The organism is Streptomyces sp. NPDC002499 (assembly GCF_053595415.1).
The window spans coordinates 172,936-188,632 of the sequence record NZ_JBSFXO010000010.1 but is presented as its reverse complement, the minus strand read 5'-3'; the positions used below and the strand labels follow the sequence as shown (position 1 = coordinate 188,632).

At 71.8% G+C, this 15,697-nt stretch carries 17 protein-coding genes; 4 read left to right on the top strand and 13 right to left on the bottom strand.

Annotated elements, in window-relative coordinates:
• Positions 1–31: 31 nt before the first annotated feature.
• The gene (locus ACWD5F_RS28495; protein ID WP_451258531.1) at positions 32–1,048 is read right to left on the bottom strand and encodes a glycoside hydrolase family 6 protein; all 1,017 of its coding nucleotides are present in this window, start codon (positions 1,046–1,048) and stop codon (positions 32–34) included.
• Between the two features lie 159 nt (positions 1,049–1,207).
• Between ACWD5F_RS28495 and ACWD5F_RS28490 the strand changes: the two genes are divergently transcribed.
• A complete protein-coding gene (locus tag ACWD5F_RS28490; RefSeq protein WP_451258529.1) occupies positions 1,208–1,987 on the top strand; it encodes a GAF and ANTAR domain-containing protein in 780 nt (259 codons plus the stop codon).
• A gap of 329 nt (positions 1,988–2,316) precedes the next feature.
• Here the strand turns inward: ACWD5F_RS28490 and ACWD5F_RS28485 are convergent, their stop codons facing one another.
• The 12 genes from ACWD5F_RS28485 to ACWD5F_RS28430 form a co-directional block, all read right to left on the bottom strand.
• Positions 2,317–2,982, bottom strand: a complete 666-nt coding sequence (locus ACWD5F_RS28485; RefSeq protein ID WP_451258527.1) for a class F sortase — start codon at positions 2,980–2,982, stop codon at positions 2,317–2,319.
• Between the two features lie 2 nt (positions 2,983–2,984).
• Complete coding sequence (locus ACWD5F_RS28480) at positions 2,985–3,515, bottom strand: hypothetical protein (protein WP_401726926.1); 531 nt, start codon at positions 3,513–3,515, stop codon at positions 2,985–2,987.
• 92 nt (positions 3,516–3,607) lie between these two features.
• The gene (locus ACWD5F_RS28475) at positions 3,608–4,387 is read right to left on the bottom strand and encodes an HAD-IIA family hydrolase (protein ID WP_401726928.1); all 780 of its coding nucleotides are present in this window, start codon (positions 4,385–4,387) and stop codon (positions 3,608–3,610) included.
• A gap of 114 nt (positions 4,388–4,501) precedes the next feature.
• Positions 4,502–5,557, bottom strand: a complete 1,056-nt coding sequence (locus tag ACWD5F_RS28470; RefSeq protein WP_451258525.1) for a 2-aminoethylphosphonate ABC transporter substrate-binding protein — start codon at positions 5,555–5,557, stop codon at positions 4,502–4,504.
• Between the two features lie 51 nt (positions 5,558–5,608).
• The gene (locus tag ACWD5F_RS28465; protein WP_451258523.1) at positions 5,609–6,406 is read right to left on the bottom strand and encodes an ABC transporter permease; all 798 of its coding nucleotides are present in this window, start codon (positions 6,404–6,406) and stop codon (positions 5,609–5,611) included.
• Positions 6,393–7,175 (bottom strand): 2-aminoethylphosphonate ABC transporter permease subunit, encoded by a 783-nt coding sequence (locus tag ACWD5F_RS28460; protein ID WP_451258521.1) that lies wholly within the window; start codon positions 7,173–7,175, stop codon positions 6,393–6,395. Before ACWD5F_RS28460 ends, ACWD5F_RS28465 begins: the two co-directional genes overlap by 14 nt.
• Positions 7,168–8,211 (bottom strand): ABC transporter ATP-binding protein, encoded by a 1,044-nt coding sequence (locus ACWD5F_RS28455; RefSeq protein WP_451258519.1) that lies wholly within the window; start codon positions 8,209–8,211, stop codon positions 7,168–7,170. The genes ACWD5F_RS28460 and ACWD5F_RS28455 overlap by 8 nt, the downstream gene beginning before the upstream one ends.
• On the bottom strand, positions 8,208–8,912 hold the full coding sequence (locus ACWD5F_RS28450) for a phosphonatase-like hydrolase (RefSeq protein WP_451258517.1): 705 nt from the start codon (positions 8,910–8,912) through the stop codon (positions 8,208–8,210). Before ACWD5F_RS28450 ends, ACWD5F_RS28455 begins: the two co-directional genes overlap by 4 nt.
• An 8-nt stretch (positions 8,913–8,920) precedes the next feature.
• On the bottom strand, positions 8,921–10,045 hold the full coding sequence (locus tag ACWD5F_RS28445; RefSeq protein WP_451258515.1) for a TIGR03364 family FAD-dependent oxidoreductase: 1,125 nt from the start codon (positions 10,043–10,045) through the stop codon (positions 8,921–8,923).
• Positions 10,046–10,176: 131 nt separating this feature from the next.
• Positions 10,177–10,932, bottom strand: a complete 756-nt coding sequence (locus ACWD5F_RS28440) for a GntR family transcriptional regulator (RefSeq protein WP_451258513.1) — start codon at positions 10,930–10,932, stop codon at positions 10,177–10,179.
• A 65-nt stretch (positions 10,933–10,997) separates the two neighbouring features.
• The gene (locus tag ACWD5F_RS28435) at positions 10,998–11,759 is read right to left on the bottom strand and encodes a hypothetical protein (protein ID WP_451258511.1); all 762 of its coding nucleotides are present in this window, start codon (positions 11,757–11,759) and stop codon (positions 10,998–11,000) included.
• Between the two features lie 184 nt (positions 11,760–11,943).
• The gene (locus ACWD5F_RS28430) at positions 11,944–13,020 is read right to left on the bottom strand and encodes an ROK family transcriptional regulator (protein WP_451258509.1); all 1,077 of its coding nucleotides are present in this window, start codon (positions 13,018–13,020) and stop codon (positions 11,944–11,946) included.
• Between the two features lie 112 nt (positions 13,021–13,132).
• Here ACWD5F_RS28430 and ACWD5F_RS28425 point away from each other — a divergent pair, with 112 nt between their 5' ends.
• From ACWD5F_RS28425 to ACWD5F_RS28415, 3 genes are all read left to right on the top strand, one after another.
• A complete protein-coding gene (locus ACWD5F_RS28425) occupies positions 13,133–14,212 on the top strand; it encodes a Gfo/Idh/MocA family protein (RefSeq protein WP_451258507.1) in 1,080 nt (359 codons plus the stop codon).
• Entirely contained in the window at positions 14,209–14,712 is a 504-nt protein-coding gene (locus ACWD5F_RS28420; protein ID WP_401726946.1) for a heme-degrading domain-containing protein, read from the top strand. The genes ACWD5F_RS28425 and ACWD5F_RS28420 overlap by 4 nt, the downstream gene beginning before the upstream one ends.
• Positions 14,713–14,829: 117 nt before the next feature.
• Positions 14,830–15,696 carry an LLM class F420-dependent oxidoreductase gene (locus ACWD5F_RS28415; protein ID WP_451258505.1) on the top strand — a complete coding sequence of 289 codons (867 nt, stop codon included), beginning with the start codon at positions 14,830–14,832 and terminating at the stop codon, positions 15,694–15,696.
• Position 15,697 lies beyond the last annotated feature (1 nt).

Sequence of the window (15,697 nt, the reverse complement as noted above, 5' to 3'; positions counted from 1 at the left end):
GTCCGGTAGTTGATCGACCACCGGACCACGACTACTTACTGCCCTTGGCAAGGGCGAGTGCGTAACTCGCCCACCACTCGCCCGCCTTCGGGCCGCCCTTGCACTCGCCGTCCGATTCTCCCGGGCGCTTGACCCACAGGTACGCGTCCACCAGGTCGTCCGACGTCTTGGTCGTCGGGGTCTCGCCCAGGGCGCGGCCCGGTGGGTTGCACCAGCGTTCGTCCTCGTCGCCGCCTGTGTAGGGGCCGTTGCCGTTGCGGCTGGTGTCGATGACGAAGGGCTTGTTGCCGACCTTGCCGGAGAGCTGCTTGCCGTAGGTGATGGAGTCCTTGGTGGAGTAGAAGTTGGAGACGTTGACGGCGAAGCCGTCGGCGTCCTCGACGCCCGCCAGTTGGAGGGACTCGAAGATCTCGTCGGGGTGGCCCCAGCCCGCGTTGCCCGCGTCCAGGTACACCTTCGTGGACTTCAGTGACGTGAGCTTGCTGATGGCGCCCTTGAGGAGGTCGTAGCGCTCCTCGTGGAACTCGTCCGGGGTGCAGCCGTCGACCAGGTGCAGTACGGCGTCCGGCTCCAGGACGACCGTGGCCGCGCGGTCGCCGATGCCCGCGGCGACCCCGTCGATCCAGTCCCGGTAGGCGTCACCGTCGGCGGCGCCGCCCTGTGAGTACTGGCCGCAGTCGCGGTGCGGGATGTTGTAGAGGACCAGGAGCGCGGTGCGGCCGGCCTTGTCGGCGGCCTCCGTGAAGCCCTGTGCCTCGTCCTTCGGGTTCTCCGGGCCGATCCACTCACCGGTCGGCTGCTCGGCGATCTTGCGGATCTGCTCGGCGTCCTTGTCCTTTCCGGACTTCGCGTAGGCGGCCACCTGCTGGGCCGCGTTGCCGTCGGGGTTGACCCAGAACGGGTCGCTCTCCTTGGGCTGTTGAGTGATGGTGGCGCCGGCGCCGTCCTGCTCGCCGTCGTCCGATGAGGAGGAACATCCCGCGATGATCAGTGCCGCCCCCAGCACTGTCGCGGAAGCCCTCACTCCGGCCCCCCTGCTGCCGTACATCCAACTCCCCCTTGGGTGCACCGTTCCAAGTGTCAATCCTGACATACGCCACGCCACGGCCACGAGATCGCCCGAGCCTTGTCGGGGAGCTGTTACAGCACCCATGGTGGGGTAGGTGTGCGGCAGGGGCGGGCGTTCAGGGAAAGGGAGTGCGCGGTCATGCACGACACCACCCGGGAACTGCGGCTGGCGGCAGCGCTCGTGGAGGCCGCGGACACACTCGCCGAGGACTTCGAGGCCACGGTCCATCTGCGGCGGGTGGCCGACCACTGCGTGGAGCTGCTGGCCACGCGGGCGGCCGGGATCATGCTCGTCGACGGGGAGCGGACGGTGGCGCTGGCGGGCAGCGGCGGGGCACGGGAGGTCGCGCTCGACCTGCTGCGGGCCCAGTCCGACAGCGGGCCCTGTCTGGAGAGCCACGGCTCGGGGCGCCCGGTCGCACCGGTCTCCGTGCGGGCGGCGCACGCGGACGCCCGCTGGCCGGCCTTCACCGGCGTCGCGCTCGACCACGGCATCACGACCACGTTCGCGGTACCGCTGCGCCGGCGCGGGACGGCGCTCGGCGCGCTCAACGTGTTCGCGGCGGACGGCACCGGCGGCGGCAACGACGGCTGGGAGCCGAAGCTGTCGGTCGCACAGGCACTCGCCGACGCGGCGGCCGTCGGGCTGGTCAACCATCGCGGGTACTCCCGGTACCGCACGCTGTCGGCGCAGTTGCAGGAGGCGCTGTCCAGCCGTATCCGGATCGAACAGGCCAAGGGCATGCTCGCCGAGCGCTGGAACACCGGCACCACTGAGGCCTTCACGGCGCTGCGGCGCTACGCGCGGCGCCGTCGGCTGACCATGGACCAGGTCGCGGGCGCGGTCGTCGACGGGGCGGTGGCCGACGCGGAGCTGCGCGCCGAGGCTCAGGGTCCGTCCGGGCCGGGGCAGGTGTAACGGCTCATACCACCTGCGTGGATGACCGAGAGCCACCGGTCGGGGACTTGGCGTCGAACAGCCCCTAGGCCCGGGCGCTCATCCGTTCTAGAGTCGTCCCAGACGACCCGGGCCCCCGGTCGGTCAAAGCCTCCCGCGCGGTCGCCGGGCTACTCCCGCAGCCCGTGCGAGCGCGGTCGAGGACCGGCCCGGTCGACGGCTTTTTCGGGGGGAGCGGGTCGTCGACCGGGCTCAGGTGCCATCAGAGGCAGGGCCCGGTGCCGGCAGAGATCCGGCGTGAGTCGATCGAGCCCTGTCGAGCCGGTGCCTCATGCGCACGAGCCGCCCGCTCAGAGGCCGGTCCCCGTGAGATACGCGGACACGATCACGTTGGCCGTGTAGCTGCGGCTGGTCCGGTCGAAGGTGCCACCGCAGGTGATCAGCCGCAGCTCGGCACGGCCCGACTCGCGCTGTCCGTAGGCCTGTTGGGCGTCGAAGCCGGTCCGGTTCAGCACCGTGACGTCGTCGACGGTGAACTCGGCGACCTTGCCGTCGGCGCGGATCACCCGGATCGTCTCGCCGGGCTCGAGCGCGCTGAGCTTGTAGAAGACGGCCGGCCGGGTCTCGGTGTCGACGTGCCCCACCAGCAGCGCGGTCCCCTTGGCGCCCGGCTTCGCGCCGGCCGCGTACCAGCCGACGACGCCCGCCTGGTCGAAGGGCGGCGGGTCGATCGCGCCCTGTCCGTCGAGGCCGCGGGCCACGACCGGCGCCTGCACACCGAGGTCGGGGATGTCCACGCGCTGCGGCAGGGCGTCGCCCAACGGGCTTGCCGCGGGCGGCAGTTCGACCTCCGGCGGCCGTCCGACGGCGGCCATGTCACCGGTGGTCGGCGCGGATATCCCCTGGCGTATGTCGGTGACCTGCCGCCCCCACAGCCACAGCCCGAGGAGCAGCAGCGCCCAGGCGAGGCCCATCAGCAGCCGTCCCGAGCCGCTGGAACGCTCGTGGTCGGACATGGTCAGCCCGTTCCGCGGCTCCGGCGGGCGCCGAGCAGCGCCACGGCCGCGACGGCGATCCCGGCCAGCACGAGACCGGTCACCGCCTGCGCCGTACCGGGCCCGGCGGCCCGGGCGTCGGCGTCCACGGCGGCGAGGTGCGCGGTGCCGCCACCGCCCGCGTGGACGGGGGCGACGGGCGACGCGGGCGCGGTGGGCTCCGCCGTACCGCCGCCGACGGTGAACCTGCCCTTGCGCTCGGTGTCGCCGCAGGTGACCTTCACGTCGTAGCTGCCGGCGCTCAGTGCGGAACGGACGCGGGTCTCCCCGACGAGTGTGCCGCCGGTGCCGGTCAGCTTCGCGTCCGCGACGAAGGCCGCGGAGACCGCCGTCGCCGTCCGCTGCCCACAGCCGTCCACGCGTACGGCGACATCGGCGCCCGGAGCCGGGGAGGCCGGGCGGATCGCGATGCCGCCGTCCTGCGCGTACGCCGTCGGGGTGAGGACGGCCACGAGTACCGCGGCCGCACCGAGAGTGACCTTTGCTGAACCCATCGTGAACCTCCAGATATCTGGAGACTCCTCCTCGGGAGCGGCCCCCGCATCCTCAGCGGGGTCCTGTTGCTCCGTACGGGTGTGCCGGGGTTTCAGATCCGGTCGACGAGGTCCGCGATGGAGTCGACGACCTTGGACGGCCGGTACGGGAAGTCCTCGATCTGCTCCGGCCGGGTCAGGCCGGTCAGGACGAGGAAGGTCTGCATCCCGGCCTCCATGCCGGCCAGCACGTCGGTGTCCATGCGGTCGCCGATCATCGCGCTGGTCTCGGAGTGGGCGCCGATCGCGTTGAGCCCGGTGCGCATCATCAGCGGGTTGGGCTTGCCGGCGAAGTACGGCTGCTTGCCGGTCGCCTTGGTGATCAGCGCGGCCACCGCGCCGGTCGCCGGCAGCGCGCCCTCGGCGGAGGGCCCGGTCTCGTCCGGGTTGGTGCAGATGAATCGGGCGCCGGCGTCGATCAGCCGGACCGCCTTGGTCATGGCCTCGAAGGAGTACGTGCGGGTCTCGCCGAGGACGACGTAGTCCGGCTCGTGGTCGGTGAGGATGTACCCGATGTCGTGCAGGGCGGTGGTCAGGCCCGCCTCGCCGATCACGTACGCCGAGCCGCCCGGCCGCTGGTCGTCCAGGAACTGGGCGGTGGCCAGGGCCGAGGTCCAGATCGACTCGACCGGCACGTCCAGGCCCATGCGCCGCAGCCGGGCGTGCAGGTCGCGCGGGGTGTAGATCGAGTTGTTGGTCAGCACCAGGAAGGGCTTGCCGGACTCGCGCAGCCTCTTCAGGAAGGAGTCGGCGCCGGGGATCGGCACGCCCTCGTGGATGAGCACACCGTCCATGTCGGTGAGCCAGGACTCGATGGGCCTGCGGTCTGCCATGTGCGTGTCTCCTGGCGTTGCGTACGAGCGTGAGGCGGGGGGCGCCGGTACCGCGCCGTGCCGACGCCCCCAGCCTAGGCCTTGCCGCAAGTCAGGACTCCGCCCAGTCCGCCGTCAGCTGCCGGTCGCGGACTTCCAGTCCTCGACGTACGACGTGAGGTTCTCGTCGATGTCGTTCCAGTCCGGCGTGAAGATCTCCACGCCGGCCATCAGCTTGGTCAGCGCGACGGCGTTGGCGTCGACGGCCTTGACGTCCGTGCGGGCGCTGAAGCCGCCGCCGATCTCGCTGACCTGCTGCTGGGCCGCGCGGCCGAGCATGAAGTCGAGGAGCTTCTTGCCGTTCGCGCTGTGCGGTGCCTTGGTGACGAGGCCGGCGGCGTAGGGCAGCGCGAACGTGGTGGGCTTGCCGCCCGCCTTCGCCGGGAACCAGATGCCGAGGTTCGGCATGGTCTTGGACTGGGCGTAGTTCATCTGCACATCGCCGTTGGCGACCAGCAGTTCGCCCTTGTCGACCTTGGGCGCGAGCTTGCCGGTGGAGGCGGACGGGCCGACGTTGTTGGACTGGAGCTTCTTCAGATAGGCGAGGGCCGCGTCCTTGCCGCCGAAGTCGTGGATCGCCTTGATCAGTACGGCGGTTCCGTCACCGGCGACACCCGGGGTCGAGTACTGGAGCTTGTTCTTGTACCGGCCGTCGAGCAGCTCGTCCCAGGTCGTGGGCGCCTGCTTCAACTGCCCCTTGTCGTAGACGAAGGCGAAGTAGTTGTTGACGACGGAGGTCCATGTCCCGTCGGCGGACTTGTCGGCGCCGCCGACCGACTCGGCGCCCTTGGGCTCGTACTTCTGGAGCAGGCCCTTGCCGTCGGCCTGCTGGATGAACGGCGGGAGGGTGACCAGCACGTCGGCCTGTGTGTTGCTCTTCTCCCGCAGGGCGCGCTGCACCACCTCGCCGGAACCGCCCTCGACGTACTCGACCTTGATGCCGGTCTGCTTCTGGAAGTCCTTGAAGACGGTGTCGTACCAGCCGTCGCCGTTCTCGCCCTTGAGTCCGTCGGCGCTGTAGACAGTGACGACCTTCTCGTCGGAGGCGGCCGAGGTGCCGCCGCAGGCGGACAGCAGCGGGGTGGCGAGGAGGGAGAGGGCTACGGAGATCTTGAGCGCGTTTCTGGGCATGGCGAGGCTGACTCCTTGCGTGGGTACGGGTGTTGGATCAGCGGTTCCGGATCAGCGGTACGAAGCTCGGTTGCGGATGCGGGAGACGGCGAACAGGGCGATCAGGGTCGCCGCCATGAGGACGACCGCGACGGCGGAGCCGGTGAAGAGGGCGCCGCGGTCGGTGGCCGCGTAGATGAGGACGGGCAACGGGGTCCAGTCCGGCGGATAGAGCATCATCGTGGCGCTCAACTCCCCCATGGACAGGGCGAAGCAGAGGCCGGCGGCGGCGGTCAGCGAAGGCAGCAGCAGGGGCAGGCGGACCCGCCACAGCACGTAGGCGGGCCGGGCGCCGAGGGAGGCGGCGGCCTGCTCGTAGGCCGGGTCGAGACGGGTGATCGCCGCCGACACCGACTGGTACGCGAACGCGGTCACCAGCACCGTGTGGGCGAGGATCACGATCCACCGGGTGCCGTTGAGGAGGAGCGGCGGCTTGGAGAAGGCGACGAGGACCGACAGTCCGACGACCACCGAGGGCACGGCGACCGGGAGCACGAACAGGGCGTCCAGGACCCGGCGTTGGCCCTTCTTCAGGGCCGCCCCGGCCAGCGCGGCCCAGGTGCCGACGGTCAGTGCGAGGAGGCTCGCGGTGAGGGCGGTGACCAGGCTGGTGGTGAGCGCCTGGAGGGCCTCGCCGCGGGTGGCGGTGCGGTAGTTGGCGGTGGTCAGGTCGGAGGGCAGGGCGCCGGACCAGTGGGTGGCGAAGGAGGCGCCGAGGACGACGAGGAGGGGCAGGGCGAACAGAGGCAGGAAGAGCACGAGGAACACCGCCCACACCGCCCACTTGGCCCCGCGGCTATGCACCAGCACGACGGCTCACCACCCGGTAGAGGCCGTAAAGACCCACGGAGATCAGGACGTTGACGACGGCGACCACACAGGCGCCCGGGTAGTCGGACTCCAGGATCGCCTTGCTGTAGACGAGCATCGGGAGGGTCGTGACCCCCTTGGCGCCGGTGAAGAGGACGATCCCGAACTCGTTCAGGCACAGGACCAGTACGAGGCTCCCGCCGGCCGCCAGCGCGGGCAACGCCTCCGGCAGGATCACCTGCCGGACGATGCGGGGCGCGCGGGCGCCGAGGCTGGACGCGGCCTCCAGTTGCGCGGTGTCGAGCTGCGAGAACGCGGCGAGCAGCGGGCGCATCACGAAGGGCGTGAAGTAGGTGACCTCGGCGAGCAGCACGCCCCAGGGCGTGGTCAGGAACTGGAAGGACCCGATGACGCCGGTCGTGCCGTAGATGAACAGCAGGGCCAGGGTGATGAGGAAGGAGGGGAAGGACAGATACACGTCGATGAACCGCGCCACGGCTTTCGCCCCGGGGAAGGGTACGAAGGCGATGACCAAGGCCAGCACGAACCCGAGGACCAGACACCCGACGGTGGACGCGACGGCGATCCAGACGGTGGTCCAGAGCGCGTGCCGGAACGCTTCCGACGCGAAGACATCGGCGTAGGGCTGGAGGGAGGTACCGCCGGAGTCGGGCTGGAAGGACTGCTGGACGACGAGGGCGAGGGGGTAGAGGAAGAAGAGGGTGAGGAGGGCGATGGGGGGAAGCGTCCACAGCGACCTTCTAACCATGGGTGGCTCCGGCCGTCAGCAACACCGCATCCTCCGGGGCGAAGTGCAGGGTCACCCGGTCCCCCAGAGCCGGTGGATTCCTCAACTCCCCCAGGTCCGCCATGACCCGGTGGCCCTCCACATCGACGTGGAGCCGATGGGTCGCCCCGCGCCACTGGACCTCGCCGACCGTCCCGGAGAGCTGATTGGGTCCGGTGCCGAGGCCGACCCGGTGCGGCCGTACGCACAGAGTGGCCTCCCCGCGCGCACTGCCCCGCACCTCGACCCGTTGCCCGCCGAAGAACACGCCCCGCTCCCCCACCGTGACCGGCAACAGATTCGCGTTGCCGACGAAGGACGCCGTGAACTCGCTCTTCGGCGCCCGGTAGAGATCCCTGGGCGTACCGCACTCCTGCAACCGCGCCCGGTCCATGACGGCGATCCGGTCCGCCAGGGTCAGCGCCTCCACCTGGTCGTGCGTGACGTACAGGATCGACACGTCCGGCAACTCCCGGTGCAGTCGGGCGAGTTCGGCCAGCATCCCGGACCGCAGCTGCGCGTCGAGCGCGGAGAGCGGCTCGTCCAGGAGCAGCACCTCCGGCCGGATCGCCAACGCCCGTGCGATCGCGACCCGTTGCTGCTGGCCGCCGGACAACTCCCGTGGATGCCGGCGGGCGTAGGCCGCCATGCCGGTCATCTCCAGCGCCTCACCGACCCGCGTGCGTATCTCGTCGCGGGCGATCCGCCGGGCCTTGAGCCCAAAAGCGACGTTGTCCTCGACGCGCAGGTGCGGGAAGAGGGCGTACTGCTGGACGACCATCCCGATGCCCCGCCGGTACGGCGGCAGGTCGGTGACGTCCCGGTCGCCGAGGAACACCCGCCCGGAGACGGGCCGTACGAACCCGGCGACCGCCCGCAGCGCGGTGGTCTTGCCGGACCCGGACGGCCCGAGCAGCGCCATCACCTCGCCCGGTTCGACGCTGAGGTCGAGGGCGTCGAGGACGACGGTGCCGTCGTAGGCGACCGTGACGGAGTCGAAGCGGATGCCGCTGGTCATGCGAGCACTCCGGGCAACTGCCCCACACCGTCCAGCACTTGGGTCGCCCCGGCCGCCCGCAGCGCGTCCGCGTCGTGCGCGCCGGTCAGCACACCGGCGACCAGACCCGCCCCGGCCCGGACCCCGCTGAGCATGTCGTACGAGGTGTCGCCGACGACGGCGATCTGCCGTACGTCGTCCGCGGCCGCCGTCCGCAGGAACGCGGCGAGGACCATGTCCGGGTACGGCCGCCCCCGGCCCCCGGCGTCGGCGGGGCACAGCGTGAGCGGCACGAGGTCCTGCCAGCCGAGCGCGGCCAGGATCGCGTCCTGCGTGGTGCGCGCGAAGCCGGTCGTCAACACCACGGTGAGCCCACGGGACTTGAGCGTCTCGATGGTCTCGCGGGCGCCCGGCAGCGCCTCGACCCGGCCGCCGTCGACGAGTTCGGCGTACGCGGCCTCGAAGGCCTTGTTGGCCTCCTGCGCCCTGGCCTCCTCGCCGAACAGGTGCCGGAAGACGGAGATCTTGGACTCGCCCATGGTGGCGCGGACGTAGCCGATCATCTCGTCGGGGTCGGCGTCCAGGTGATGGGCCGCCGCAGTGAAGGCCTGCTCGACGAGACCGCCGTCGGCGACGGTGGTGCCGGCCATGTCGAGGACGACGAGACGGATGTCGGACGTACGAATGTCGGGCGTACGGATGTCGTCGGTGTTGTCGGTCATGTCGGGTGTCACCAGCCCAGTTCGTTCGCGGTCGTTTCGGCGATGGCGGGCGAGCAGGTCATGCCGCGCCCGCCGGGCCCGGTCACCAGCCACACCCCGTCGCGCACCTGCTGCCGGTGCACGACCCGGCCCGGTTCGGTGCACTGTGCGTACACCCCGGCCCAGCGGCGCCGGACCTTGGGGAGCGGGCGGCCGAGGAGGGATTCGACGACCTCGGTGAGGTGGTCGTAGGGATCTTCGAGGGTGTCGAAGGCGAAGGGGTGCTCGTACTCGTGGGTGTCGCCGATGGTGAGGCCGCCGTCGGCGCGCTGGACCATCAGCAGTTGCATACGGTGCTCGGCGGCGGTCGGAGCCTGCGGCTGCCGGGAGTTGAGCGCGTCCAGGGCCGGCGAGGCGTAGGCCGGGTAGTAGCGGAAGCTGTCGGCGTCGGCGACCGAGGTGGTGAGCGGTTCGCCCAGTGGCTCGGTCTGCATCATCTGCAACCGCACGCGCCGCACGGGCAGTTCGGGCCCGGCGAGCTCCCGCACCAGGCCGCCGAGCCAGGCGCCGGTGCACAGCACCACGGCGTCGGCGGTGTGCACGTCGCCGTGGTCGTCGCGGACGGCACCGGGGCCGACCACGTCACGGACCTCGCGTCCCGGCAGGAAGGTGTAGTTCGGGGACTTCGACAGCTCGGCGCGCAGGGCGAGTTGAGCGGTACGGGGTTCGACGGCCGCGTCCCGCTCGCAGTACAGGGCGGCGTCGAACGCACCGCGCAGGGCGGGGTTGAGGGCGCGGGCCTCGCCGGGCGTGAGCAGCTTGTGCCCCCGGGCGGCGGAGTCGGCGCGGACCACGGCGGCCTCGGCGACGGCGAGTTCGTACGCACCGCGCAGCGGGGTCAGTGACCCGTTGGCCCGGAACCCGAGCCCGGGCACGCGCTCGCCGATGTCCTCCCACAACTCCCTTGCGCGCAGGGCGGTTTCGAGTTCGTCCCCGCCTGCGCGCCCGCTCACCCAGATCTGCCCGAAGTTGCGCAGCGAGGCGCCGCGGGCCTCGGCCTCGCGCTCGATCTGCACGACCTCGTGGCCGCGTTCCACTGCCTGCCAGGCGTGCATGGTGCCCACCACGCCTGCTCCTACGACTGTCACTCTCACGTCGGTCACGCTCCTCGCGCACGGGGAACCGGAAGGGTCCGGCTGACAACGAGAGCCTGAACGAGCCATCACATTTGGGCTAGACCCGTTATCTTTTCGTGATACTCGACCGGGTGCGGTGAGAGGTGCTTTCAGCCGCGCAGATGCGTGGTGAAGGAGAACCGGTCCCCCCGGTACAGCGACCGCACCCGCTCCAGCGGCCGGCCCTCGGTGTCCCGGGAGATCCGGTGGATCAGCAGCATCGGAAGGGCCGGCGGGGTGCCGACGAGGAGGGCCTCGCGCGGGGTGGCCAGCACGGTCTCGATGCGCTCGTCGGCGTCGCCGAAGCCGATGCCGCGCTCATGGAGGTAGGCGTAGAAGGAGGAGTCGGGCTCGAACTCGGTGTCCAGGTGCGGGAGTCGGGCGACGGCGACGTAGGTGCTCTCCAGGCCGACCCGTTCGTCGTCGGCGAGCAGCACGCGCTCCAGGTGCCAGACGGGCTCGCCGCGTTCCAGGCCGGTCTCGGCGGCGAGGGCGGCCGGGCAGGGGAAGCGGTCGAGGGTGACCAGGCTGCGGCCGGGGGTGCGGCCCTGTCGTCGTACGCCTTCCGTGTAGCTGGCGAGAGAGAGCGGCTGGGCGAGCTTGGGCCCGGCGACGACCGTGCCGCGCCCCTGCCGGCGCAGCTTCCCTTCCAGCACCAGCTCGCGCAGCGCCTGCCGGACGGTCTCGCGGGCGACCCCGTACTGCTCGGACAGATCGCGCTCGGTGGGGATCAGGCCGCCCTCCCCCAGCTCACCGACGAGCCGGTCGATCCGCGCCTTCACCGCGTAGTACTTCGGGATCCGGCCGTGCTCCGGGATGCCGGAGCGGACGGGGGCGCCGGGGGCCTGGTCGTTCGGGTAGTCCACGCGAGGATCGTCGCAGACGGAGCGTGCGGGGTGCTTCGGCGGTGCCTCTTGGACCGCGCCCGGTTTCAGCGGCGCCGCCACGCCCTCCGGGTCAGCAGCAGGGTGCCGACGGCGGTGAGGAGGGCGGCGAGGGTCGCGAGGGTCCGGTGCGGGGTGCCGAGACCGGTGCGGGCGAGTTCTTCGGCTTCCGGCGTGAAGGGGAAACCTTCGTCGCGGCGGGAGTCGGGGGCGGATGACGCGGCCGGGTCGGAGGCGGAGTCCGTGGGGTCGGAGGCCGCCGGGTCGGACTCGACCTCGAACCGGTAGTCGTTCGACTGCCCGACCCAGTCGCCGTCCTCGTCGTGCCGCTGGACGACGGCCGCGTTCACGGTGACACCGTCGGGCGCCGCGTCCGAGGTGAACGCGAGCCTGACCTTGACGGTGACGGTCCCGCGGGGGCCGACGGTGAACCCCGCGAACCCGTCGTCGAAGGCACCGACCAGCTCGTCCTCGTCACTCACCTCGAACCGCACGGGATGCGGCCGCTGCCCCTCGTAGAAATCCAGCCGGGCCTGCGCCGGCCGCAACGCCCGCGCCCCGTCGACGAGCACGACGACCGGGTGGACGTTCGTGCAGGTCCGGGCGGTGGTGTTGGTGAGCCGCACCTCCCAGAGGCCGTATCCGCCACCGGCTTCGTAGGTGGCGGGACCGTTCTGGATGCGCGTGGTGAGGGGGAAGCGGGCGGCTTCGGCGCAGCTGGGGGCCGCCACGGCCGGTGGTGCCGCGGAGAGGGAGAGAAGAGTGGCGGCTGCTGCAAGGCAGAGGGGGACAGGCGTGCACAGTCGCATGGACAGGTGACCCTGCCGGGTGGAAACGGGTATTGGGTGGCGCCGCTCCGGGGGCTGGGGGAAATCCGTTCGTTCGGCGGATCCCGGCCCAGTCCGGCACCTGCCGTACCGCCGAATCCATCACGAGCCCACCTGCCGAACCGCCGGAGAGATCACGCACCCACCTGCCGAACCGTCGGAGACATCACGCGTCGGCGCGACCGAAGATCCCTGCCAGTACGAGCTGGGCCGCGCCCTCGGCCACCTCGCCGGCGGCGGCTCGGACCGGGACCGGGGGCTCGCCGACGCGCCGGGCGCGTTCGTCGAGGACGGCGCGCACGCCTCGTACGAAGGGCTCCGGGGTGGTGGTGACGGTACGGCCGCCGAGCAGGACGAGGTCGATGTCGAGCAGGGCGACGAGGTTGCCGGCGCCGGTGCCGAGGACGCGGGCCGCCTCCGCGAGGTCGCCGCGCGCCACCGCCGCCAGGCACAGCGCCTCGACGCAGCCACGGTTGCCGCAACTGCACCGTGGCCCGTCCAGCTGGACGACCTGATGCCCGAACTCGCCCGCGCCGGTGCGGGCGCCCCGGTGCACGGCGCCGCCGATGACGAGGCCGGCCCCGAGCCCCGTACCGAGATGCAGGTAGGCGAAGGACCCGCGCTCACCGCCGACGGCGAGGCCGAGCGCGGCGGCGTTCGTGTCCTTGTCGACGGCGACCGCCACCCCGAGCCGCCGCGCGAGCGCGTCCCGCAGCGGGAACCCGTCCCACTCGGGGAACCCGGTGACGCGGTGCAGGACCCCGCTGGTGTGGTCGAGAGGGCCGGGGAGGGCCACCCCCACACCCAGTACGGACCCACCGCCCCCGACCAGCGCCTCCGCCTCCCTCGCCACGGCACCCAGCACCGCCTCCGCTCCCGCCCCCAGGTCCAGCGAGGCGCGCCGCTCCCCCACCACGGCCCCGGTCAGATCGACCAGCACCGCCCGCAGCTCGTCGCGGTCCAGGTGCAGTCCGACCGCGTGGCCCGCTTCCGGCACTAGGCGCAGTACGGTCGCCGGCTTGCCGCCGGTGGAGGCGCGGCGGCCCGCCTCCGTCACGAGGCCGTCGTCGCGCAGCCGGGCCGTGATCTTGCTGACGGCCTGCGGGGTCAGCCCGGTGCGTGCGGCGAGTTCGAGCCGGCTGATGCCGTCGGCGCCGGCCGTGCGCAGCAGGTCCAGTACGAGGGCACTGTTGTGACTGCGCAGGGCGAGCAGGTTCACTCCACCGCCGGCAGCGCTCCCCACGCCGGTCACCGCGCCGCTCTCCGGCCCACCGCTCTTCAACTCCTCGCCCCGTCCACACCCCCATTCTCCCTCGCGCTTGCACTTTGGCAACAGCGTTGCGAAAGTGGAGGGCATGACTGCTACCGCTACTCCCCTCCGCGTGGGCCTGATCGGCTACGGTCTCGCGGGCTCCGTCTTCCACGCCCCGCTGATCGCCGCCACCGAGGGCCTCACGCTCGACACGGTGGTCACCTCGAACCCGGAGCGGCAGAAGCAGGCCCGCGACGAGTTCCCGGGCGTCGGCATCGCGGCCACGCCCGACGAGCTGTTCGCCCGCGCGGCCGACCTGGACCTGGTCGTGATCGCGTCGCCGAACAAGACGCACGTCCCGCTGGCGACCGCCGCCCTCGACGCCGGGCTCCCGGTCGTCGTCGACAAGCCGGTCGCCGGCACGGCCGCCGAGGCGCGCGAGCTGGCGGCCCGGGCCGAGGCGCGCGGCCTGCTGCTCTCCGTCTTCCAGAACCGCCGCTGGGACAACGACTTCCGTACCCTCCAAGCGCTGCTCGCCGAGGGCGAGTTGGGCGACGCCTGGCGTTTCGAGTCCCGGTTCGAGCGCTGGCGCCCGCAGCTGAAGGGCGGCTGGCGCGAGTCCGGCGACCCGGCAGAGATCGGAGGTCTGCTCTACGACCTCGGCAGTCACGTCGTCGACCAGGCTCTCGTCCTCTTCGGCCCGGTCACGCGGGTCTACGCCGAGTCGGACATCCGGCGCGACGGCGCGCAGACCGACGACGACACGTTCATCGCGCTGACCCACGCGAACGGCGTCCGTTCCCACCTCTACGTCTCCGCGACCACCGCCCAACTCGGCCCGCGTTTCCGGGTCCTGGGCTCGAAGGCCGGTTACGTGAAGTACGGCCTCGACCCGCAGGAGGCCGCCCTGCGCGAGGGCAGGCGCCCCGACACCACCGCCGACTGGGGCACGGAGCCCGCGGAGCTGTGGGGCCGGCTCGGCGCCGGCGAGTCCCCGCTGAGCGGCGGCGGCACCCCCGTACCGACCCTTCCCGGCGACTACTCCGCGTACTATGCGGCCGTGACCAGGGCCCTCACCGACGGCGGCGCCAACCCGGTGACCGCGGTGGAGGCGGCGGCCGCTCTCGACGTACTGGAGGCGGCGCGTCGTTCGGCCCGCGACGGAGTGGCGGTGACGCTGTGACGCACAACACCGGGATCACGCCGAAGTTCCAACCGGAGATCACCCCGCCGCTGGAGGAACTGGAGGCGCAGGAACGCCACTTGGTCTTCAGCCGGTTCACCTTCGAGGACGCGTGGGCGCTCGGCTCGCTCCTGGTCGACCTGGCCAGGGAGCGGCAGGCGCCGGTCGCGATCGACATCCACCGCGCGGGCCAGCAGCTCTTCCACGCGGCGCTGCCGGGCTCGACGCCGGACAACGACGCGTGGATCGCGCGCAAGCGCCGGGTGGTGGAGCGCTACGGCAGCGCCTCCTACCTGGTCGGCGCCCGGTTCCGCGCCAAGGGCACGACGTTCGAGGATTCCTCCCGTCTGGACCCGGACGAGTACGCGGCCCATGGCGGCTCCTTCCCGATCACGGTCGACGGCGTGGGCGTCGTCGGCTCGGTGACGGTGAGCGGGCTGCCGCAGCTCGAGGACCACCGGATGGTGGTGGAGGCGCTGGAGGAGTTCCTCAAGCGCTGACACTCGATTCGGGCCGATACCCCGCTCGGGCTGACACTTCGTTAGGTCCGGGGATTATCGAGGGTCCCCCTCCGGTTGGGACCGCCGTAGATCTCACCGACCGGAGGGACCGCGACCATGACCGACTTCTTGAAGGACCGCGTCGGCCGCCACGGCATCTGGAGCATCGGCCTGCGTGCGGAGGAGCCCGGCCGGCGCGCCGAACTCGCCGATGCCGTCGCCGAGTTGGAGCAGCTGGGCTACGGCGCCGTCTGGCTCGGCAGCAACAGCACGGCCCGTAACGCACAGCCGCTGATCGAGGCCACCTCTAAGATCACCGTCGGCACCAGCATCCAGAGCATCTGGCAGGCCGAAGCGGCGTCGGCCGCCGCGGAGTTCACCGACGTGGAGGCGGCCCACCCGGGACGCTTCGTGCTGGGCCTCGGCGTCAGCCACGCCCGGCTCTCGGACCGCTACCGCCGGCCGCTCGCCGCGCTGAACGCCTACCTCGACACGCTGGACGCGGCCGGCGTCCCCGCCGACCGCCGCCTCGTCGCCGCCCTCGGCCCCAAGTCCCTCGAACTGACCCGCGAGCGCGCGGCCGGCTCGGTCCCGTATCTCGTCACGACCGAGCACACGGCCCACGCCCGCGAGATCCTGGGGCAAGCACCGCTGCTGGCACCGGAGTTGAAGGTCGTCCTGGAGGCGGACCCGACCCGGGCCCGCACCCTGGCCCGCGGCAGCCTGGCCCCCTACCTCGGGCTCCCCAACTACACGAACAACTTCCTCCGTCACGGTTTCACGGAGGCCGACTTCACGGACGGCGGCAGCGACCGGCTGGTCGACGCGGTGTTCGCGTGGGGCGACGACGACGCGATCCGGGCGCGCGTCGACGCCTTCCACGAGGCGGGGGCCGACCATGTGGCCCTCCAGGTGGTGGACGGCAACGCGCGCCAGACCCTGCCGAGGGAGGCGTGGCGCCGCCTGGCGGCCCTGCTGAAGTGAG